Annotated in this window: 19 protein-coding genes; 10 read left to right on the top strand and 9 right to left on the bottom strand. The window is 66.2% G+C overall.

Annotation, left to right across the window (positions count from 1 at the left end):
• Nucleotides 1–24: 24 nt before the first annotated feature.
• The 6 genes from P2Q00_RS42645 to P2Q00_RS42670 all read right to left on the bottom strand — a co-directional run bounded on the left by P2Q00_RS42645 (nt 25) and on the right by P2Q00_RS42670 (nt 6,055).
• Nucleotides 25–918: a TIGR03619 family F420-dependent LLM class oxidoreductase gene (locus P2Q00_RS42645; protein ID WP_275780140.1), complete on the bottom strand. Its 894-nt coding sequence runs from the start codon at nt 916–918 to the stop codon at nt 25–27.
• Nucleotides 919–1,866 carry a VOC family protein gene (locus P2Q00_RS42650; RefSeq protein WP_275780141.1) on the bottom strand — a complete coding sequence of 316 codons (948 nt, stop codon included), beginning with the start codon at nt 1,864–1,866 and terminating at the stop codon, nt 919–921.
• The gene (locus P2Q00_RS42655; RefSeq protein ID WP_275780142.1) at nt 1,863–2,612 is read right to left on the bottom strand and encodes a cupin domain-containing protein; all 750 of its coding nucleotides are present in this window, start codon (nt 2,610–2,612) and stop codon (nt 1,863–1,865) included. Before P2Q00_RS42655 ends, P2Q00_RS42650 begins: the two co-directional genes overlap by 4 nt.
• Nucleotides 2,602–3,822, bottom strand: a complete 1,221-nt coding sequence (locus P2Q00_RS42660; RefSeq protein WP_275780143.1) for a sedoheptulose 7-phosphate cyclase — start codon at nt 3,820–3,822, stop codon at nt 2,602–2,604. Before P2Q00_RS42660 ends, P2Q00_RS42655 begins: the two co-directional genes overlap by 11 nt.
• Before the next feature lie 95 nt (nt 3,823–3,917).
• Entirely contained in the window at nt 3,918–4,622 is a 705-nt protein-coding gene (locus tag P2Q00_RS42665; protein ID WP_275780144.1) for an SDR family NAD(P)-dependent oxidoreductase, read from the bottom strand.
• 8 nt (nt 4,623–4,630) lie between these two features.
• Nucleotides 4,631–6,055, bottom strand: a complete 1,425-nt coding sequence (locus P2Q00_RS42670; RefSeq protein WP_275780145.1) for a glycosyltransferase — start codon at nt 6,053–6,055, stop codon at nt 4,631–4,633.
• Nucleotides 6,056–6,570: 515 nt separating this feature from the next.
• Here P2Q00_RS42670 and P2Q00_RS42675 point away from each other — a divergent pair.
• From P2Q00_RS42675 to P2Q00_RS42695, 5 genes are all read left to right on the top strand, one after another.
• Entirely contained in the window at nt 6,571–7,560 is a 990-nt protein-coding gene (locus P2Q00_RS42675; RefSeq protein ID WP_275780146.1) for an NAD-dependent epimerase/dehydratase family protein, read from the top strand.
• Nucleotides 7,557–9,233 carry an alpha-amylase family glycosyl hydrolase gene (locus tag P2Q00_RS42680; RefSeq protein ID WP_275780147.1) on the top strand — a complete coding sequence of 559 codons (1,677 nt, stop codon included), beginning with the start codon at nt 7,557–7,559 and terminating at the stop codon, nt 9,231–9,233. Before P2Q00_RS42675 ends, P2Q00_RS42680 begins: the two co-directional genes overlap by 4 nt.
• Nucleotides 9,234–9,649: 416 nt before the next feature.
• Nucleotides 9,650–10,648: a glycosyltransferase family 2 protein gene (locus P2Q00_RS42685; protein ID WP_275780148.1), complete on the top strand. Its 999-nt coding sequence runs from the start codon at nt 9,650–9,652 to the stop codon at nt 10,646–10,648.
• Nucleotides 10,649–10,836: 188 nt separating this feature from the next.
• Nucleotides 10,837–12,234: an MATE family efflux transporter gene (locus P2Q00_RS42690; RefSeq protein ID WP_275780149.1), complete on the top strand. Its 1,398-nt coding sequence runs from the start codon at nt 10,837–10,839 to the stop codon at nt 12,232–12,234.
• 212 nt (nt 12,235–12,446) lie between these two features.
• Nucleotides 12,447–13,343: an aminoglycoside phosphotransferase family protein gene (locus tag P2Q00_RS42695; protein ID WP_275780150.1), complete on the top strand. Its 897-nt coding sequence runs from the start codon at nt 12,447–12,449 to the stop codon at nt 13,341–13,343.
• Nucleotides 13,344–13,711: 368 nt separating this feature from the next.
• Here P2Q00_RS42695 and P2Q00_RS42700 read toward each other — a convergent pair whose 3' ends face one another.
• Both P2Q00_RS42700 and P2Q00_RS42705 read right to left on the bottom strand, forming a co-directional pair.
• Nucleotides 13,712–13,852, bottom strand: coding sequence for a hypothetical protein (locus tag P2Q00_RS42700; RefSeq protein WP_275780151.1), 141 nt, complete (start codon nt 13,850–13,852; stop codon nt 13,712–13,714).
• A gap of 110 nt (nt 13,853–13,962) precedes the next feature.
• Nucleotides 13,963–15,003: a hypothetical protein gene (locus tag P2Q00_RS42705; protein WP_275780152.1), complete on the bottom strand. Its 1,041-nt coding sequence runs from the start codon at nt 15,001–15,003 to the stop codon at nt 13,963–13,965.
• 163 nt (nt 15,004–15,166) lie between these two features.
• On the opposite strand from P2Q00_RS42705, the gene P2Q00_RS42710 reads away from it, so the two are divergent.
• The 5 genes from P2Q00_RS42710 to P2Q00_RS42730 all read left to right on the top strand — a co-directional run bounded on the left by P2Q00_RS42710 (nt 15,167) and on the right by P2Q00_RS42730 (nt 19,435).
• Nucleotides 15,167–15,430 carry a helix-turn-helix transcriptional regulator gene (locus P2Q00_RS42710; protein ID WP_275780153.1) on the top strand — a complete coding sequence of 88 codons (264 nt, stop codon included), beginning with the start codon at nt 15,167–15,169 and terminating at the stop codon, nt 15,428–15,430.
• A gap of 160 nt (nt 15,431–15,590) precedes the next feature.
• Complete coding sequence (locus P2Q00_RS42715; protein WP_275780154.1) at nt 15,591–16,478, top strand: DUF6083 domain-containing protein; 888 nt, start codon at nt 15,591–15,593, stop codon at nt 16,476–16,478.
• The gene (locus tag P2Q00_RS42720) at nt 16,475–16,960 is read left to right on the top strand and encodes a hypothetical protein (protein ID WP_275780155.1); all 486 of its coding nucleotides are present in this window, start codon (nt 16,475–16,477) and stop codon (nt 16,958–16,960) included. Before P2Q00_RS42715 ends, P2Q00_RS42720 begins: the two co-directional genes overlap by 4 nt.
• 75 nt (nt 16,961–17,035) lie before the next feature.
• Nucleotides 17,036–18,505 carry a UvrD-helicase domain-containing protein gene (locus tag P2Q00_RS42725; protein WP_275780156.1) on the top strand — a complete coding sequence of 490 codons (1,470 nt, stop codon included), beginning with the start codon at nt 17,036–17,038 and terminating at the stop codon, nt 18,503–18,505.
• A gap of 327 nt (nt 18,506–18,832) precedes the next feature.
• Nucleotides 18,833–19,435, top strand: a complete 603-nt coding sequence (locus P2Q00_RS42730; protein WP_275780157.1) for a BlaI/MecI/CopY family transcriptional regulator — start codon at nt 18,833–18,835, stop codon at nt 19,433–19,435.
• 193 nt (nt 19,436–19,628) lie between these two features.
• On the opposite strand, the gene P2Q00_RS42735 is transcribed toward P2Q00_RS42730, so the two are convergent.
• The gene (locus P2Q00_RS42735) at nt 19,629–19,898 is read right to left on the bottom strand and encodes a helix-turn-helix domain-containing protein (RefSeq protein WP_275780158.1); all 270 of its coding nucleotides are present in this window, start codon (nt 19,896–19,898) and stop codon (nt 19,629–19,631) included.
• Nucleotides 19,899–19,904 lie beyond the last annotated feature (6 nt).

Below are 19,904 nucleotides of genomic sequence, written 5' to 3' on the forward strand. Positions count from 1 at the left end.
CAATCGGTTTTGTGTGCTGCGTGCTCATGCGGTGGCCTTGACGGCGGCGTGCAGGCACCGGAAGGCCTGATCCGGAACCCGCCAGGAAACGTCGAGTACCACCTCGTCGAAGCCCGCCGTACGGGCGGCGGCAGCCGCCCGTACAGCTCCGTCCTCGGACACCTGAACACAATTGATCTTCAGAACGTTGGTGAACCTGCTCGTTCTGCCGGCCGCTTCCCGCGCTGCGGCAATCTCCTCCACGTGTGCCGCGAGTGCGCGGGCAGACACGTCGGCGGCGTCGGCAACCGCCAGCCAGCCGTCCCCGATGCGTGCGGCGCGCCGACGCGCAGGCGCACTCATACCTCCAACAAGCAGCGGCGGTCCCGCTTTCTGGACGGGCCGCGGATACATCAGCAGGTTGACGGAGGGGCTGAACTGCCCGTCGACCGCAGCCGTGGCCACGTCGATGCGTCCCGTCCACGCGGCCCGCAGGACTGCCACACACTCGTCCATCCGGGAGCCTCGGTCCTCGAAGGAATACCCGAGAGCCTGCATCTCTTCGGCCAGCCAGCCTGCGCCGATCCCCAGTGTCAGCCGTCCGGCCGAGAGGACGTCGATGGTGGCTGCGGCCTTGGCCACGGCGACCGGGTGCCGCTGCGGCAGGATCAGCACCGCCGTCCCCAACCGTGCGACGGTGGTCACGGCGGCGACGTGAGCCAGGCAGGCCAGTGCCTCCAGCTGTGGCTCCGTGGCCTGCCATGTCATGCGTTTGTCTGCGCTGTAGGGATAAGGGGCTTTGCTGTCCTGGACCATGGCCAGGTGATCGTTGACCCAGAGTGATGCGGCGCCTTCCTCTTCGGCTTTCCACGCCAATGAGGCAAGGCCCGGGTCCCACGCTTCGGGCGAGGTCGTGGGGAGCGAAATACCGATCTCCACCTACCTGTCCCCCTCAGCCGGCCGCTGTGCAGGTGACCAGGATTCGCACGGTCCGAATCGCCGGTGGAGGGTTTCCTGCTCGTAAGGGAGGTGCGCGGGCAAGCTGATCAGTTCCATCTGCATGCCCCAGGGGGTCAGAAAGTAGACCCAGCGGTCCCCCGCGATGGGGCCGGCCGTCACCAACCGAGGCTCCCCCAGGACTTGTACACCTGGCTGCTTACGCAGGTAGGCCGTGGCCTCGTCGATGTCCCGTACGTAAAAGGCCAGATGGTGGCCGCCGTGATCGCTGTTGCGGGGCAGGACGCGGTTCTGGTCTGGAGCGGTGTATTCGAACAGCTCGATGTTGGTGACCGGGCCGAGCCGCAGCATGGCGATATCTGTGGTGGCGCGGGGATGTACGTTGAGGGCCTCGCGCATCCAGTCGTCGCTGTCCGAGCGGATGGTCTCCTCCCGGTAGAGCAGGTCCGCTCCGAGGACGTCGACAAAGAAGCGGACGGCCTCGTCCAAGTCCGGCACGGTGTACGCGATGTGGTCGACGTTGGTCGCGGTGGGGATGCCTCGAGCGGGTGCCGTGAGAGAGGGAGCACGCGGCGGGAGACGGTGCGCCACAGCATCCGGGACGCACGTCACCACGATGAGTTCCGTGCTCGAGACGGACTCCAGGCGCCCGTGGCTTCCTCTGGGGACGAGGACCGCATGGCCGGTGCTCACGGTGCGGCCGGGGCCATGGGCGTCTACGTGGAAGGTGGCATCGCCTCGGATCAGATACCAGAGATACTCTGTTCCGGCCTCTGGGTCGGCCTGGAGTAGGCCGCCCGGCTCCAGTGCCACGTGGTCGATCGACTCGCACTCGCTGAACAGCATGCCGCGGCGGGCGAGCGACCGCCACCGGCGGGGCGGGCCCTCACCGAGGACAGTCGTTGCTGCACCGCTGTCTGTCACAATCACGGTGCCAGCTCCCCCTCATGATGCCGCCTCAGGATCTCGAAGCTGGCACACACAGCTTCGAATCCTTCAGTGGCCGCCGTGATGCACAGCGACTCGCCGCCGGACGTCGTGACCGCCATGCCTTTGCGGATCGGGACTTCGCGGGAGTGTGCAGTGGCTGTTGCTTCGCCGGCGAGTACGAAGACCGTGTGCTCGGTGCCATGGCTGGGCAGCTGCTCCGACTGGCCCGGTGCGAGGCGTAGTAGCCGGATTCTGTTCAGGGGGCCCTGCAGAACGCAGCGGGGATCGACATCTTTCTCGTGCTGGAGGTTGATGATGGTCGCCTTGCCGTCGGGCAGCGGCATCGGTGTCGCGTCCTTCCTGAGCGAGTGGGCGAGTCTGACGGTGCGGGGTGCCGGTATTTCGATGGTCAGCCAGCTCAGCGCGTCGGGGCCGGTGTTGCGCAGGCCATGGGTGGCACCAAGGCCGGTCAGGATCACTTCGCCCGCCCGCACCGGCTGGGGACGTCCGTTGAGCAGCGCTTCGCCTTCTCCCGTGAGGAGCACGTAGACCTCTTCCGTGCGGCTGTGGAGGTGTTCGCCGCTCAGACCGCCCGGGGGGACACAGGCCCACTCGACCGCCTCATACGGGCCGCGCAGGCCGGTTCCGCTGGCCAATGACCTCCACTGGGTAAGGCCGGGTGCTCCGTGGACGCCGTAGACCGCCGATGGCAGGGCCAGGTCGGCGAGGAGAAGTTCATTCGGCATCGAGGCCTCCGGCGGCGAGGACGGCGACTGCCTGGGAGATCTCGCTGACCGTTACGTCGTTGACGAAGCAGGCCGTTCCGATGCCGGTCGGCAGGGGCAGGTGCTGCAGTCCGTCGCGGTGGCGGATGGTGTCTTCGAGTGCCGCAGCCAGACTCTCGACGTCACAGACCGGGTGATACTGCGGAAGCTGCAGTTGGCGCATGACACGTCCGATGCGCTGCTGTTCCTCGCTTGTGAGGAGTCCCCGCCGACGGGCAATCACGGACGTCAGGGCCATGTCAATGTTGACGGCCTCGCCGTGCAGAAGGTCCGGCAGCGCCTGCATCTCGATGGTGGGGCTGAAGGTGTGGCCGTAGTCGACCAGGCGCTGCAGGTCGCTCTCCCAGAGGTTGGGCTGCAGTTCTTCCAGCATGCCGTGGATGGCGCGTTCCAGAACCTCCTGTCCCGCGTCGCCCTCCGCCGGCTGCGACTGCATCCTGGACTCCACCAGGTCAGTCCCGTGCGTTTCGAGGAGTTCGAAGAGGCGCACGTCCTTGATCAGCGCGATCTTCAGGATCTCGGCGAGCCCGTTGCGGACGTGGCGTTCGTCGAGCGTGGCCAGGAACGTCTTGTCGAGGAGCGCCAGAGCGGGGGCGAAGTAGGTGCCCAGTCGGTTCTTGTGGCTCCCGAAGTTGACACCCGTCTTGACCCCCACCCCGGCGTCGACGAGGCCGATCAGCGTCGTGGGGATGCGGACGTACGGCGTGCTGCGGCGGTACAAGCTGGCGGCGAATCCGACGATGTCGAGGAGCACCCCGCCGCCGATGGCGATGATGGGGTCGTGTCGTCGCGCGATGCCGAACCGGTCGAGTTCCTGGACCACGTGGGAGACGCTGTCCATGGTCTTGCTGCCTTCCTCCACCGGGAGGACGCAGAGATGGGGGTGCAGCTGGTGCGCCTCCAGATAGGTCCGTAAGGGGGCTCCGTAGAGCGGTTCGAGACGGGCGTCCAGCACGATGAACCGACGGTTGTCGGTGCGCTCGGTGGTGCCGGCCCGGGCAAGGTCGTAGCGCGAGGGGTCGAGGAGGTTGTCGACCATGCGCACTTCGTAGTGGACGGGCTTCGCGGCCCGGACGAGCCACTTGGGCTCGTCCTCGCCGTGGCGCAGCAGACCATCCGCTGCGGCGTGGCGCTGGTGCGGGGCTGGCAGAGAACGGGTTACGGACTGCACAGCGCTTTCCATATGGCATGCCTCATCGGTTGTGGGTGGGCAGCGTGTTGAATGGCAGCCGGCCGGCCGGTGCCACCCCGGGATGCGGTCATGTCTCAGGTCCAAGCCGGGGGCCTGGCGTCCATAACCTGGCCGGAGATGTGCTGCGCCTCCGGGGTGAGCAGGAAGCGGGCGAAGGGAAGGTTGTCGCGTGCGTCAGGCAGTGGCGGGTACGGGTCGGACCTGCCCAGAGCCTGCTGCTTACGCTTCAAATGCTCACGCGCCAGGGGTGTTTCAGCGGCTATCCCCAGCGCGTTCACACAGATGTGAGTGTCGGCGAGTTCTTCGGCCAGGCATCGCACATGCTGTTCGAGCGCGGCCTTGGCCGCACAGTAGGCGGCCAGCATGTCCACGGGGACGCGGGCGCCGCGTGATCCGATGGCCAGGACACTGCCACGTCCTGCCTGCCGCATCGCCGGGACGATGTGCTGAATGCATCGGACGAAGCCGAGAAAGCTGACGTCGAGGACGTGTTCGACTTCACCGATGGGAACGTCCCATCCGTAGCCGACCGCAGAAGCGTCAGAGGGGCAGTAGACGAATCCGTAAGGGACGGGTAACTCGTTCTTCATTTGCTTGAAGAAGGCACTGACGCTTTCTTCGGAGGTGACATCGACCTGACGGTAAATCACCCCATTCCCCAGCTCCACGGGCGTTCTCGCGCCTGCCATGACGATGTGCCCGCGACGCGCCAAATCTTTGGCCAAAGCCGCACCGAAGCCGCTGCTTGCGCCAATGACCACAATGGGGGTTTTGCTCACGGCTCCTCCTAGGGCAAGTGGCGTGGTACCAGGCTGTCGTAGAGCGCGCAGTAGTCCATGAACTCCCGGTCGATGAGGAAATGCTCGGCGCAGCGGCGTCGGGCGGCCGTGCCGAGTCTCTGGCGCAGCTGCGGATCCGACAGCAGCCGCACGACGGCCTGGCCGAAGGCCTGCAGGTCCCGGGGGTCACGGATCAACAGGCCCTCGCGCTCATCGCGGATCTGGGCCGGAATGCCGCCGACCGCGCTGGCGACGATGGCCCTGCCCTTCCACATCGCCTCGGTGACGGTGAGGCCGAAACCTTCCTGCAGACTCTTCTGCGCAACGACGGTCGCCCGGTGTTGCAGGGCGTTGACGATCTGCGCGTTGGTTTCGGTGTCCTTCAAAGACAGAGTGACAAGGTGAATCCGCTGACGCACCGCGGGGTCCGTCGCCGCCCATGTCCGGCGGAGACGTCGCAGGATCTCGGCGCCCTCCGGGTCATCCGGGATGTCTGCGGGCTCCGGGCCGGCCAGAACGAGATGGGCATCCGCTCGAGCCGGTGCGATGTGCGTCGAGAAGGCCCGCAGCACTCCGGCCATGTCTTTCAGGGGGTCCCACCGGGAGACTTGCAGAAGCACTGGCGCGCCGGCGGGCAGCGGCTGGTCCTGCACGACCTGTGCCGCGCGCTCATCCGGGCCCCCGCTGTCGGGGGAGGCTTCCAGCCCGATGGCCTTCAGCAGCTGATGCACCGCGGAATCGGTCAGGGGCTGGTTCTTTGCTGCGGCTGGGTCGATCGAGGGCCGCAGGACGACGACCTTTCCTTCCTGCTGTTCCAGATGCCGCGGTGCATACCCCTGAACCGAGAAGCCGCAGCGACTGGGGGCATGCAGGTAGGGCTCCAGGAACTGCCAGGTCTCCCGCACGGTTTCGGAGTGCGCTGCTGTCCCGATGTGGCAGCGCCACGCCACGCACAGCCCTCCGGCAGCGAGGAGAGGGGCCAGGCCCAGTGTCTGAGGATCATGGAGCACGCACACGTCGCCAGCCGTCACCCACGTCATCACCTCTTCGGCCTGGCGTTGCGTGACGGTTTCGTAGGTCTTCCGTTCGGCCGGGCCGAGAGGGCCTCCCGGGTCCGGGCTGCCGTGCAGGCGGTGATGCAGTCGCTTCGTCACGGCAAAGAAATCGGGCTCGCCGGACAGCACGAGCCACCGGGTGCGAAGGCCTGCATCGTTGTGGAGCCCGATCGACCTGTCCAGCAGCTCCGCAACACCGCCGCCGGTGGCCGTGGTGTTCAGGTGCCAGATGGTCCGGCCCGCGACGGCGGCCGCCGTCGCGGAGGGGGCCGCCGTCGCGGAGGGGGCCGCCAACGTTCGAGGAGAAGGGCGGGGAGTCGGTTCCACTTCGCTGACCAATAGCCCCAAAGCCCTCACCCCGTTCTTGACGACCTTCATATGCAGACTTTGCTTACACGTGAAAATTTCCAGCTTGGGATTCACCTTAGAAGTCATCACGCATGGCCGCATCCGACCGCATGTGAATTTCAGGTAACCCGAACATTTCCCGTTAGATTTCCCCCGTCGGAAGATCGTTTACTGATAGTAGATAGCGGTTTCTAGCGACGTCAAGTGCATAATCTCGGTCAGTTTCAAAAGGGCATCTTCACCGTCCCGCCAGACACGGAATGAGGTGTTCGATCTTCCGAACAAAGCGGCCCTGTGAGGCAGTGGCCAGGGAAAACGACTCCTCTACCGCAACGCTCCTGCCGTCCCGAAAGGGACATGTCGGAGCGTCCCGCCGGACCGGAACTCACAGATGGAACACATGCATTGAACAGTCCTGCGAACAGAATCAGCCATCGCGCTCCGGTGAGCCAGCATGTGGCCCTGGCTCAGCCGAGCAGGCCCGGTCTAACCTGCTGGCCGCCCGAAGGTGATCAGTGGCGACCGAACCGACCGAGGAGTCATCCATGGCCAGTGCCTTACATCATCGAGTGGTGGCCGTGACCGGAGGGCTTGGGTTTGTGGGCCAGAACCTGGTCCGCACGCTTGCTTCAGCGGGCCACGAGGTGCATGTCGTCGATGTCCGGCCCGAGGACCAACTCGGTGAGCTGCCGGACGGTGCCCACTACCGCAGGGCCGATCTGAGGGACGGGCTGCAGACCCGCGCTGCCCTCGCGGACGCCCAACTTGTCTTCCATCTTGCAGGAAACCCCAGCGGCACCGTGTCGGTGGTGAATCCGCGTCTGGACTTCGAAACGAACGCCCTGGGCACGTTCAACGTCTGCGAGGCCGTACGCGACACCGGCTGCCGGCTCGTCTACCTGTCGTCGGCGATGACATATGGCAAGCCTCAGGCGTTCCCCATCGCGGAGGACCACCCGGTGGCCCCCTACTACCCGTACGCGGCCTCCAAGCTCTCGGGCGAGTACACGGTGAAAGCGTTCGTGGAGACCTATGGGATCTCCGCGGCCATCGGGCGGGCCTTCGTCATCTACGGGCCGGGCGAGGACCCCCGTCGGGCAGGTGCCGAGGTGGGGCAGTACCTGCGCTGGCACCTCAACGGCCAACCCATCCAGATCACCGGTGACATGGATCGGAAGACCAGGGATTTCGTCCACGTCGACGACATCGTCTCCGGCCTGCTGCTCATCGCAGCCCATGGCGTCGACGGGCAGGTGTACAACCTCGGGTCCGGGCAGGAGACCTCCCTGCGTGAACTGGTGGCGGCCATCGGCATGGTGACAGGCCGGACACCGGAGACAGTCGTCAATGACGACATCACCGAGGACACGTACCGCCTGGTCGCAGACGTGTCCAAACTGCGAGGGCTGGGCTACGAACCACTGGTCACGCTGGAAAGCGGGCTGGCCGACGTGATCAGCCATCTGGGAGACAGCCCTGAACTCCCCATGCTGGACACCATCTTCCGGCCCGCTCAGCGCGAGACCGCGGCATGAGCGGCGACACCGACTGGTGGCGGAAGGCCGTCATCTACCAGATCTACCCACGCAGCTTCGCCGATTCAAACAACGACGGCATCGGCGACCTGCGAGGCATCACCCGACGGCTCGATCACATCCGTGATCTGGGCGCGGATGCAGTATGGCTGTCGCCCTTCTACCAGTCGCCCATGCGTGACTTCGGGTACGACGTCAGCGACTACTGCGCCGTCGATCCGCTCTTCGGAACCCTGCACGATTTCAAGCACCTCCTCGCGGAAGCACACGACAGGGGTATCCGAGTCCTGGTGGACTTCGTGCCCAATCACACCTCCAGTGACCATCCATGGTTCCAGGAATCCGTCTCAGGACGGGACAATGGTCACCGCGACTGGTACGTGTGGCGGGACCCAGCTGCCGACGGGGGGCCTCCCAACAACTGGCTGAGCCTCTTCGGCGGGGGCCCCGCCTGGACATTCGACGAAAGATCCGGGCAGTACTACCTGCACTCCTTCCTGCCCACCATGCCAGAGCTCAACTGGCGCAACCCCGCGGTCCAACGGGCGATGTTCGACGTGGTGCGCTTCTGGCTCGACCTCGGCGTCGACGGCTTCCGCATCGACTGCGCCCACTTCCTCATGAAAGACCCCGCGTTCCGCGACAACCCGCCGGCCGACACCGGCCTCCTCTCCATGCACCGGCCATACGGCAAGTACGACGAGCAGATACACCTCTACGACAAGGGACACGAAGACGTCCACGGCATATACCGCGATCTTCGTGCGCTGCTCGACTCGTACTCCTCTACAAGTCAGCGGATCGCTATCGGTGAGATCCACGTCTTCGACTGGGCGGAATGGGCCACGTACTACGGTGCGGACCTCGACGAGCTGCACATGCCCTTCAACTTCGGCCTACTGCAGTCCAAGTGGGAGGCCGGAGAGGTCAACAGCTTCATCCGTGCGGTGGATCAAGCCGTACCGCCAGGAGCCTGGCCCAGCTGGGTACTGGGCAATCACGACGAGCCGCGCATTGCTTCTCGCGTCGGGGTGAAACAGGCCCGGGTGGCGATGCTGCTTCTTCTCACGCTGCGGGGCACACCCACGATCTACTACGGCGACGAACTGGGCTTGCCTGACGCCACCGTGCCACCACATCTCATTCAAGATCCGTGGGCTCTCGCGAGCGGGGGACTGAATCTCGGACGCGACCCTCAGCGAGCCCCCATGCTCTGGCACGACGCACCTCACGCCGGTTTCACCAGCGACGAGGTCTCTCCATGGCTCCCCCTCGCCGCGGACCCCGCAGCTCATAGCGTCGCAGCTCAGCACCAAGACGGACGGTCCATGCTCAACTTCACCCGGTCGCTGCTCAGTCTGCGCCGTCGCACGCCGGCTCTTCACGGCGGCGAGCAGCGTCTCCTGGAGGGCCTCCCCGAAGGCCTAGTGGGCTATCACCGCACAGACGGAACCGATACGTTCATCGTGTTGCTCAATCTGGGCAGCGACACACTGACGGTTTCCGATCCCCAGTCACTGAGCACGGATGGCAGCTCGCTGCACATCATCCTGTCGACCGCGGTAGATCAACCGCCCGCCGAACAGCATCCGATTCCCGCTGCGTGGCCTGTAGTTCTTCAGGGAGACGAGGGCTTGATCCTGGTTCTTGCCGACGGTGGCCAGCAGCCATAGAGGATGATGTGCCCGATCCCAGAACCCGCCGGTGGGCTGAGGCCTTGTGTGGCCTCCGGTCCCGCTCTCCGCAACAGTATGACGTCCAGCGGTTCTGGGGCGGCCCGACCAACCACCAGCTTCCGTTGCCGGCTGCGGGTATGGAGAGCCGACGCTCGCCGACGAGTGCGGGTGTCGGTTCAGCTCAACGGTGTCGCCGTGGAAACACGGACGGCACGGGCCGTCCGAGGTAGCCGAGCAGAGCCTTTTGCGGCACAGCGCACGACCACCGCCCTATGGAGAATGTCCTGCTGGATGGCGGTCGTTGCCCGCCAAAGCCTGGCCAGACACACGTGAGAGCCAATGACGGCCACGCCCTTTTCAAAATCGCCGACAGCCCGGCGCGTTCCCCCTGCCTACGACGAAACGGACAGCCGATGACCAAGGCCACTCTGAGCGTGGTGGTACCTGTTTACAACGTAGTTGACTACCTGAGGGAATGCCTGGACTCCTTGCGGATGCAGTCGCTGGAAGGCATCGAGATCGTCCTCGTCGACGACGGCTCAACCGATGGCAGTCGTGAGCTGGCCCAAGAGTTGATTTCGGAGGACTCCCGGTTCCGGCTCATCGAGGCATCTCACGGAGGGCTCGGCAGGGCGCGGAACATAGGAGCGGCCGAGTGTCAGAAGACGAAGTATCTGGCCTTCGCGGACAGCGACGACTGGGTAGTACCAGGCGCCTACTTGAAGATGGTCTCCCTGCTCGAGTCAAGCGGTTCGGACTTCGTGACAGGAAATGTGCAGCGCCTCATCGGTACGGAACTGAGTCAGGCATGGCAGTACGAGCAGGTGACGGAGACCCGTACCGGGGTCCACATCACCAGGGACCTGTCGCTCCTCACAGACCGTGTGGCATGGAACAAGGTGTTCCGTCGATCCTTCTGGGATGAGCACACCTTGTCCTTTCCGGAGAGCATGCTTTACGAGGACTCGCCGGTGATGATCCCCGCCCATTTTCTGGCGACTTCCGTGGACGTCTTGCACGAGCATGTGTACGTCTGGCGAGCCCGCAGCGGGTCGATCAGCCAGCGGCGGACCGAAATACCTGGTGTAGTCGATCGGATTGCTGGCTGCCGGAGCATCAGCGACTTCCTGTCGTCCGCCCAGAGAGGTCGATGGGCAGAGTTCAAGGCCATCTACGACCGCTCCGTCCTGATGGATGACCTCGCCGATTTCCTGGAAATTCTCCCGGTAGCTGATGCAGCGTTCCACGCCACATTTATTGAGGAAATGAAGCAATTCATAGATAGCTTCCATCCTGAGACCCTTACCAGTCTTCCTGAGGATCTCCGACTGAAGTGGAATCTGGTCCAACAAGGGCACCTGCAGGAATTGCTGAAAATCCTGCCAAAAACGTCCGTTGCAACCTTTCTCTAATTCTGGAAAATTTGCTTTCCTGTCAGCTCCGTGACGGACTCTGATCAGGTCTGCCCGTCTGAGCACCTTTCCCCTACCGCCATCGAGCCCGGCGCCGAAGCGATTAGTACCGCCGACCAGAGGACACGGACATGACCAGGGAAGATGCCGGCACTTCACGGTCGGCGACTCCTTCCTACAGGCCCTTGATGCGTGACGTCGACGCCATGGCATCCGCTGGCAGTACCTTCCGTCTGGCATTCAACCGAGGATTCATCGCCCTGCTGTGCACTACGGCGATCCCTGTCATGCTGCAGTCACTGCTGTCTTCCTCCAGGACATTGATCGATTCATTCTTGGTCTCGCACCTGGGGACGGACGATGTGGCAGCCATCGGCTACGCCAGTCGGGTCATCTATGTCATCATGCTGGCGACCCTGGGAATGGCCGATGGGGGCGCTGTTATTGTCGCGCAGTTTTGGGGGAACGGCAGTCCAGAAAAGACGCGCCAGGCAACAGCACTCAACGTTTCCATTGCCGCCGGGATAGCCACATTCGCCTCTGCTACATGCTTCATCTGCGCAAAATGGGTAGCCGGGATGAGCACAGATGACGCTACTGTGGCATCACTGAGTGCCGAATACATCAGGATCGTAAGCTTGATGATCGTTCCCTTCGCAGTAATCTCTGCACTGGCTGCGAGCTTGCGGTGTTTCGGCGAAGCAAAGGTTGCAATGAGGTTCACTCTTTGTGGAGTGGCCCTTCATGTGACACTCGCCCTTTTCCTCATCTTCGGGATAAGCATAGCTCCTGATCTGGGACTGGCTGGCGCGGCTTGGGCGACCGTGATCAGCACCTATGCCGAGTGCCTCCTTTTTGTCATTCACATATACAGGAAAAACCACCCGGCAGCCTTCAGACTCAAGGACATTCGAACTGGGCTGGAAAGTGGTCTACTCAAAAAGATAGTTGTCGTCGGCGGCCCTGTCTCCCTCAGTTCAGCAGCGTGGGCGACTGGACTACTTGCTTATATCATGATCGTCGGTCGGGCGAGCACTCAGAATCTGGCCGCCCTTTCTATGGTAAACACCATCGAGTCGGTCGCCATCGCCGTCATAAACGGGGTCTCTACAGCATCGTCCGTCATCATTGGGAGCAGCATCGGAGAAGGCTCCCATCGGGATCACACCTGGCGCATCAGCAAGTCACTACTTCTCTGGAATGCCATGGTTGCGCTCTCCTGCAGCACTTTCATATTGCTGACGAGCTTCCAGATTACAGCAATCTACGGCAATATAGATGCCAACACGCTCAACCTTGCACGGCAGGCCACCGCCGCATTGTCGGTGGTGTTCTTATTCCGAGCGATGAGCATGACGCTGCAGAATGGCTTGCTCAGAGCCGGAGGGGACACCCTCTATGTTCTCTACGCAGACTTGTCCTGCCAGTGGCTCATTGCCATTCCGTTGACTTTCTTTGCGGCAACCCGGTGGAATCTTCCCTTCCCCTTGATATTTATGGCCATCTACAGCGAGGAAATCACTAAGTCGCTTAGCAGCGGTTATCGTGTGTATCGTCGCCAGTGGATGCGAAGATTCGTCGACTGAGACCGCGTTTGAGATCTTTGCAGATGGCGCTGTGACTTTGCGCTCCACGATGAGCCCGACCGTTGGCGGAGCCGAGCGCATCAGTTGGCGGGCGAACACTGCCTGCAGTGCTTGTCTGCGGGTTCTTCAGAGGGCTCGGGAGATCCAGCCGGGGAGCTGGATCTCCCGAAGTGCAAGGTGGCCTCCGCCTGCCTCAAGTACGGTGACTCGGCATGATCGAATCCGAGATTGAGATCAGCGAGGATCTGGTCCGCGACCTGCTTCGGGAACAGCATCCGGACTTGGCCGAGCTGCCGATCCGCGAAGTGGCGGGCGGCTGGGGCAACCAAATGTGGCGCCTCGGTAACGAGTTGGCCATCCGGATGCAGCGGATGGACACGAGCCCCGATCTGCAGCTCAAGGAGCGCCGGTGGCTGCCGACTCTGGCCGCGCGCCTGCCGCTGCCGATTCCTGTCCCCCTTCGGGACGGTGCGCCGTCCGAGCGCTTCCCCAAGATCTGGACCGTCATGACGTGGGTCGAGGGCACGCCGCTGGACCAGGGCTCGATCACTCGCGGCGTCCACGCGGCTGAGGCACTGGCGGGCTTCCTCAGGGCGCTGCATGTGGAGGCGCCCGCCGACGCACCGACCGCTTCGGACTTCGGCGCTCACCCCAAGGACTGCACGGACGGCTTCGAGCACTTCTTCCAGGCCGTTGCCCCTGCCGACCTCGCCGACGAGATCCGTGAAGTCTGGGGCGAAGCGGTGGCGGCCCCGGGGTGGGAGAGCCCACCGGTGTGGGTGCACGGCGACCTGCATCCCGCGAACGTCGTCGTCGCGGACGGGACATTGGCGGGTGTCGTCGACTTCGGGGCACTCGTCGCCGGCGACCCGGCGTGGGACCTCGCGGCCGCCTGGCTGCTGCTCCCCGCGGGCGGCGCCTCACGGTTTTTCAACAGCTACGCACAGTCGGACGAGGCAGCGGTGCGACGGGCACGCGGACTGGCCGCGATGAGGAGCCTGTTCCTCATGGCGATGGGCCAAGCCGGGGATCGCGGCCTGCCCGGCGGCAAGGCGAACTGGGGGCCCGCAGGCCGGTCCGCACTTGATCGTGTCCTGAAGGGCCTTTGACGTCGGCATGGATCGACTGGGCCTCCCCGGCGGCCATGCACTCGCCGACTGGAATCGATGCAGTCCCGGCCATGGGAACCGCCCAGCCCGAGCCCCCCTCGATCCCGGTCCGCCAACTGGCTCAGTCGGGGGGACCTGCTCGCGCTGGAGACCATGCTCCTTGGTGATGAGGAGGAGCAAGAGGTCCGCCAGCAGCGGACAGTCCGGCCATACAGCAGAGCTCCGCGTGAGCGGTCGGGGGCCTGAGCGGACAGCCGGTCCTTTGCGGGTGAGTCGCCGAAGCATGATGCCGATCATCACCCAGCGGATCACGGTCTCCGAGCGAGCGGGGCTGGTTTCGTAGTCCCGCGCCAGACGCCGGTGGACGGTCAGCCACGACAGCGTCCGCTCCGCGCCCACCGCTTCGGTTGGACCTGAAAGCCACACTGATCCGGTTCCTTGCGCACGATCTCCAGTTCGCGCCCGAGGATCTGGGCGGCCCAGTCGACCTGGCGGGGGACGATGGTCATTGAAGGGACCTCCTCGTCTCGTCGGCGAAGGTAGCTTCCCTCCTCGGTCCCCACACGGCATGTCCGGTAATAAAATCTCGAAACCTGGCCACGCCTTCGCAGTTGTTCGCCTACCTCGCGACGGCCAGGCGCGCGGCCTGAGGATCGAGCCACCGGCAGGTCCAGTGCAGGTCCCCCGAGTCCGGGCAGAGCTGCCATGACCTGACCAGTCCGGTCCGGGCCAGCCGGTCGAGCATGTCGGGCAGTTGTGTGGGGTGCGTTCCGCAGGCGCGCGCCATCTGGTCGAGTTCGGTCAGGCCGCGGCCGGTCTCGGGATCGGTGTGTGCTGCGAGGTAGACGACGGCCAGTTGCAGCAGCGGCCCGATGGTCCCTGCCCCGGACGGGGAGCTGGCGCGCAGCGCCCAGTCTGCGGCTTGCACGCGGTCGGGGCGGGCGGGGGCCTGGCCGAGCACCGTGATGTCGAGCAGTTCGGCGACGGCCTCGCCAGCGGTGCATCCGGGGGCGGTGCGCAGCCATCGCGCGCGTTCCAGCTCGTGCCACGGGCCTGGGCTGTTGAGACGAAGACTGCGCAGGACGCCCTGGGGCAGCCGGACGTGCATGGTGGCGTTCATCCGCAGGGCGCATTGCAGAGCGAGCAGGCGTGCGGCGGGCGAGGCACCTGTCGGAAGTGCGGCGGCCAGGTAGCTGAGCATTTCGCGTACGCGGGTCTGCGCTCCCGGGCCTTGGGGGTGGCGCTTTCGCCGCCGAGCGGTGGGCGGTTGCGGCGGTGTGCGGGCAGGGGCGGTGTCGGGTACGACGGCGGCCTGGGCGGTCGCGGCGGCGCAGGTGCCGCAGGCGTCGGTGAGTCGCCATACTCGTCCGCCGCGTTCGCAGGCGAGGAGAAGGCGGATGGGGCCGTCGCAGCCGCGGTGGCGGGGATGCCAGCGGCAGCCGCGTTCATGGCACTGGCAGATCCTCAGGTGGGGCGGGACGAGGTCGCTACGTGCATGGCGTGCGAGGTGGGTGAGGGCGGCCGAGCGGGCAGAGGCTGCGGTGACCTGTCCGCCGGCGTGCGGGCACTGCCGACAGACGAGGACGAGCCCGCCGGGGTGCGAGCGCAGTTCCACGGTCCAGGCGCGTGGCGTCGCCGGGCATGTTGTGCGCTGCCTCATGGGCGCGTTTTCCTCCTCGTGCTTGCGCGCCGGTCCCATCAGGAGCTGTGGGCGGCCACTCACCATAGGGCAGACCTCTGCCCTCCCACTGCCGTCGCGACCTGCAGAAATAGGGCAGAGGTCTGCACTGACAGGGCAGGGGTCTGCCCCGTCGGATGGACGGGTGACGATCTTGCCGCCCGATCCGGACCTCCACGCGCTGCGCTTGGAACTCGCGCGCCTGCGGGCCGCGCGCGGATGGACCTATGACGAGCTCGCCGCCCGCAGCGGCCTGGCCAGGCGCACCCTCATCGAAATCGAGCAGGGGCGCACCATCGGCACCCTGAAGACCTGGCACGCTCTCGCCCACGCCCTGGACACCCCGCTCGACGAGCTCTTCAGCACGCTGTGCCGCGGGCACGACCTGCCCGGGCCCAGCGAAGGCTGACCCCCGGTCCGAGCGGCCGCCGCGGATCACTCGAACCAGCGAGACGACCTCGAACGCACAACCTGTCTTTCGCACTCCCGTTGCACTGCGTGCGGCCGGGTAGGTGACCCGGCGGCAGCGCTGCCGTGGATGCGGCGTGTTGGCTGGCAGGTTCGCGGGCATGCGCTCCACACCTCCCGCCTCCCGCCACTGGGACGGCAGCCCGGCCCTCGCCCACCGCGTACGCCGCTCACTGCAGGTCTGCCCTGACGGCATCAGCCGGCTGCTGCGCTGCGGCCAATGCGGCCGGTGCCGCGACTGCGGCAACCGGATCGAGTGGTACCACCGCAGCACTGAGCGGGCCGTCCGTCTGCATCCCCAGGAACTGCCGGCCACCCGGGTGCCCACCGTGTGCCGCTGGCACGTCAGCTCCGGCGTGGCCCACCCGGCCGGGGACGGCAGCAGCTGGTGCCGTCTGCCGCACGCCGTCGTCTGCCCCGCCCGGGACACTCCCCCCACTCCCCCTGAACTCGCCGAACTGCGCCGGTCGCTGGCCGTGAACACCCGCCGTCTGATCGACGCCGGCGTCTTCACCCCTCCCCCGGCTTCGACGGACAGCCCTGCGTCCCCGTCGGCCGTCTGCCGGCCAGCACGGCCCATCGTGCAGCTGCTGTATCTCCGCTACCTCGCCTCTTGGCCGGTGGAGGAGATCCAGTGCATCGCGCAGACCCGGCGCCGCGATCGCTGCACCAGCCCGCTGCTCACCCCCGGCGCTCCGGCCGGCACCTGGGCGCTGGTCCCGGCCACCGCATCAAGCGGCCAACTGGCCCTGCCTCCCTCGGTCATGGCCGTCTACGACCTCAACCGCGTCCCCTACGCCGAGCAGCTGCGCTGGCGCGCGCAGCGCTGCCCGCAGCACGCCGCCGCACCTACGGCCGCCGACCTGGCGGTGGCCGACTGGGAGCGCTTCGACCCGCTGCGCCACCACGAGCACATCCATACCCGCCTGCCCACCACTACCCGACGCCCTGGGCCCGCGGGCTGCACACGGCAGGCGGCCCGGCCGTGACGCACCACGCCGTCGAGGTCATGTTGACCAGGCCCGCCGCCCCCGGTGAACTCCGCCGGGCGCGCTGCGGTGTGCCCCTGGCCGCGAGCGCGGACCGCACCCGGCTCATGGCGGTCTGCAGCGCCGGCAGTCCCGGTGGCGCCCTGCACGCGCTGCGGCACCGACTGGGCGCACGCCTGCCGATCGACGTCCTGACCACGCACTACCCCGACCGGCACGGCCAGGTCCTGCTCAACGTCGCCCTGGACCACGCCGCCGACCAGGCCCTGCGCCAGGCCGCGGCCATCCTGGGACAGAGCCCCCAGGAGCTGCTGCGGCGGCGGGTGATGGCGGCCCTGGACCGGGACGAGCAGGAACGCACCCGGCGCCTGGAGGCCCGGCTCGAGAGTCTGCTCGCCGACCACCCACCCGCAGAAGTCCTGGTCTGCGTGGCCGGCCTCCTGCACAGCCGCCGGCACCATCCCGCCCGCACAGCGCCGTAACCCCGTCCGCCGTGCCGCTTGCGATGTGGCGGCAGGCACGCCCATTGATCCTCTTCACCTTTCGCGGAGCCCTTGTTGCACACCCCCACCGACGAACAGGCCCACGCCGTGGACGCCTTCCGCGCCGGCCACCATCTCGTCCTGCAGGCCGGCGCCGGGACGGGAAAAACCGAAACGCTCACCCTGCTCGCCGCCAGCACCCGACGCCGCGGCCGCTACCTCGCCTTCAACAAGGACATCGCGCGCGATGCCGCCACCCGTTTCCCTCGCACCGTGGTGTGCAAGACCGCCCATGCCATGGCCTACGCCGCCGTCGGCCACCGCTACACAAGCCGGCTCAACAGCCCCCGCCAGCCCGCCTGGAAGACCGGCCAGGCGCTGGGCATCACCCGCCCGCTGTGCATCGGCGATCACGAGATCAGCCCCCGGATGCTCTCCCACACCGTGCTGCGCACCGTGACCCGCTACTGCTACTCCGCCGACCGCGCCCTGGCCCGCCACCACGTACCGCACCTGCGCGGCCTGAACACGCCCGGCGAACACGTCCAACTCGCCCACGAAGTCCTGCCGTTCGCCCTCAAAGCCTGGGCCGACCTCCACAACCCCGAACACGGTGTGGTCCGCTTCGAGCACGACCACTACCTGAAGATGTGGGCCCTGACCGAGCCGAGGATCGAAGCCGACTTCCTCTTCCTCGACGAGGCCCAGGACACCAACCCGGTCCTGGAAGAGGTGTTCGCCGCCCAGCGCCACCATGCCCAGCTCGTCATGGTCGGCGACTCCGCCCAGGCCATCTACGGCTGGCGCGGCGCCCGGGACGTGATGACCGGCTTCGACGCCACTCCCCTCACCCTGACCCGCTCCTTCCGCTTCGGTCCCCTGATCGCCGAAGAAGCCAACCGATGGCTCACGCTCGCCGACGCCCCCATCCGCCTGACCGGCACCGACACTATCCCCACCGAAGTCGGCGGCCTCGCCTGTCCCGACGCGGTGCTGTGCCGCACCAACATCGGCGCCATGGCCGAAGTGATGCGCCTGCTCGCCGACGGACACCGCGTCGCCCTCACCCGCGGCGGGCAGCAGCTCGCTGCGCTGGCCCTCGCGGCCCGCGACCTCAAGGACGGCCGCCGCACCTCCCACCCCGAACTCGTCCTCTTCCCCTCCTGGGGCGAACTGCAGGACTACGCCACCCACGACCCCGCCGGACGCGACCTCCAGCCCTTCGTCGACCTCGTCGACACCCACGGCCCCGACTCCATCCTCGCCGCCGTCGACCAACTCACCGACGAGACCCACGCCGATGTCACCGTCTCCACCGCCCACACCGCCAAGGGCCGCGAATGGCCCACCGTCCAGATCGGCAACGACTTCCCACCGCCCAAGGACACCGACCAGCACGACGCTCAAGGACGGCCCATCCCAGAACCCGTCAGTGACACCGACGCCCGCCTCGCCTACGTCGCCGTCACCCGCGCCCGCCAGCACCTCGACCTCGGTGGCCTGTCCTGGGTCCACACCCACCCCACCGCGCCAGGTGTGGCCTAGTGAAGCCGAGACAGAGTTTTTCTCGGCTTTTTGGTGCAGGTCGAGAACCGGTTGATCAGTCAGTGGTGAACTGGCTCGCACGCCCGCTTCGCGTCACCAGCCCACGTTCTGCCCCGCACCGTGCACAAGCAGGTCCTGCCTGCAGCAATCTCAGTCAAGCGGCGGAGAACACCGCGGGTGCCTTCCGTGCTATCACTACGACACAACTGTGCGGCAGTAACTGCCACTGCTCACACTGCGCCAGGTGGAAAAGCCCACGCGTCAGATTTCGCCTACGCCACCCACTCGCTGATCGCGGGCCGTGGCGCCAGGAAGGGTTGAGACATCATGTCCGAAACCACTGCCGAACCCACCGAGCTGACCTCACAGTACAGCGCACAGGTGGCCGGCGACCTCGAACGCAACCTCAAGGAACAAGAACGCCTCAGCGGTGAAATCGAAGCCCTCCAGACGCAGTTGGCCGCTCTGCGGCACGACCACACTGTTCTGGTGAACATCCAACAGGTCCTCGGCGTCCCGACGACGGCTGCGGCGCCAGCGGCGCAACCCGGCGCGACGGTACCGGTTCCCCGCAAAGTAGCCGCGCCCGCGTCGCGTGCGACCGAGGAGACGGAGGTCAGGAAGTCCGCGGCCCGGAAGCGGGCCGCCAAGAGGAGCACCGCAGCGGCCGCGCCCACACTCGTCACCCTCGTGCGCGAGCATCTGGCGAGTCAGAGCGAACCCCGCTCCGCTGCCGAAATCGCCACCGTCCTGGGCCAGCAGCATCCCGAACGCGCCGTCAAGACAACCGTCGTGCGCACGACGCTCGAAGGGCTCGTGGCCAAGAACCAGGCTCAGCGCACCAAGCAGGGCAACTCCGTCTTCTACACCGCCCCCGACTCAGCCGAAGCGGCCGCAGACGACGAGCAGAACCCGCAGCCGTCTGCCTGACGACATACCCGAAGGCGGCAACCCCTTCGAGTTGTGAGCGGTGTGAGGCCACACGTCCCCTGTGGGCCCACGGCTACAGCGGTGCGACGGCACACGCAGATGATCGGCCCATCCATCGGCAGGCATGCGGCGGGAGTTGTCCCAAGGGACCGTGCAGCGGGGGCGCTCAGGCTGGTGATCACCGTTGGTGCGGCTACTGGCGCTGGGGGGTGCGTCGACGGGTTGGCGACAGGCCTTCGCACGCGCGGGTGGGGCCAGCCAGGAGATCAAGTACGTCGATGGCGTAGTGGGCCGCCACGCGATCGCAGTCGTCCAGGGGCCATGGCGCGGTGCCGGACTGGCGACGGCTGACCTGTGCCTGGCTGACTCCCAGCGCCACAGCGAGATCGGCCTGTGTCTCCCCCGCCAACTTCATGAGCGCGGCGATCGCGGCCCTCACGCGTTCCCCCGACGACAGCACCATGGTGTT

The sequence above is a fragment of the Streptomyces coacervatus genome (genome assembly GCF_029223485.1).
GTDB lineage: Bacteria > Actinomycetota > Actinomycetes > Streptomycetales > Streptomycetaceae > Streptomyces > Streptomyces coacervatus.

Coding starts and splice junctions, on each gene's coding strand:
- P2Q00_RS42655 (WP_275780142.1), bottom strand. CDS start 2,612: ATGCCGAATGAACTTCTCCTCGCCGACCTGGCCCTGCCATCGGCGGTC.
- P2Q00_RS42670 (WP_275780145.1), bottom strand. CDS start 6,055: ATGAAGGTCGTCAAGAACGGGGTGAGGGCTTTGGGGCTATTGGTCAGC.
- P2Q00_RS42675 (WP_275780146.1), top strand. CDS start 6,571: ATGGCCAGTGCCTTACATCATCGAGTGGTGGCCGTGACCGGAGGGCTT.
- P2Q00_RS42680 (WP_275780147.1), top strand. CDS start 7,557: ATGAGCGGCGACACCGACTGGTGGCGGAAGGCCGTCATCTACCAGATC.
- P2Q00_RS42685 (WP_275780148.1), top strand. CDS start 9,650: ATGACCAAGGCCACTCTGAGCGTGGTGGTACCTGTTTACAACGTAGTT.
- P2Q00_RS42690 (WP_275780149.1), top strand. CDS start 10,837: ATGCGTGACGTCGACGCCATGGCATCCGCTGGCAGTACCTTCCGTCTG.
- P2Q00_RS42695 (WP_275780150.1), top strand. CDS start 12,447: ATGATCGAATCCGAGATTGAGATCAGCGAGGATCTGGTCCGCGACCTG.
- P2Q00_RS42700 (WP_275780151.1), bottom strand. CDS start 13,852: ATGACCATCGTCCCCCGCCAGGTCGACTGGGCCGCCCAGATCCTCGGG.
- P2Q00_RS42705 (WP_275780152.1), bottom strand. CDS start 15,003: ATGAGGCAGCGCACAACATGCCCGGCGACGCCACGCGCCTGGACCGTG.
- P2Q00_RS42715 (WP_275780154.1), top strand. CDS start 15,591: ATGCGCTCCACACCTCCCGCCTCCCGCCACTGGGACGGCAGCCCGGCC.
- P2Q00_RS42730 (WP_275780157.1), top strand. CDS start 18,833: ATGTCCGAAACCACTGCCGAACCCACCGAGCTGACCTCACAGTACAGC.
- P2Q00_RS42735 (WP_275780158.1), bottom strand. CDS start 19,898: ATGGTGCTGTCGTCGGGGGAACGCGTGAGGGCCGCGATCGCCGCGCTC.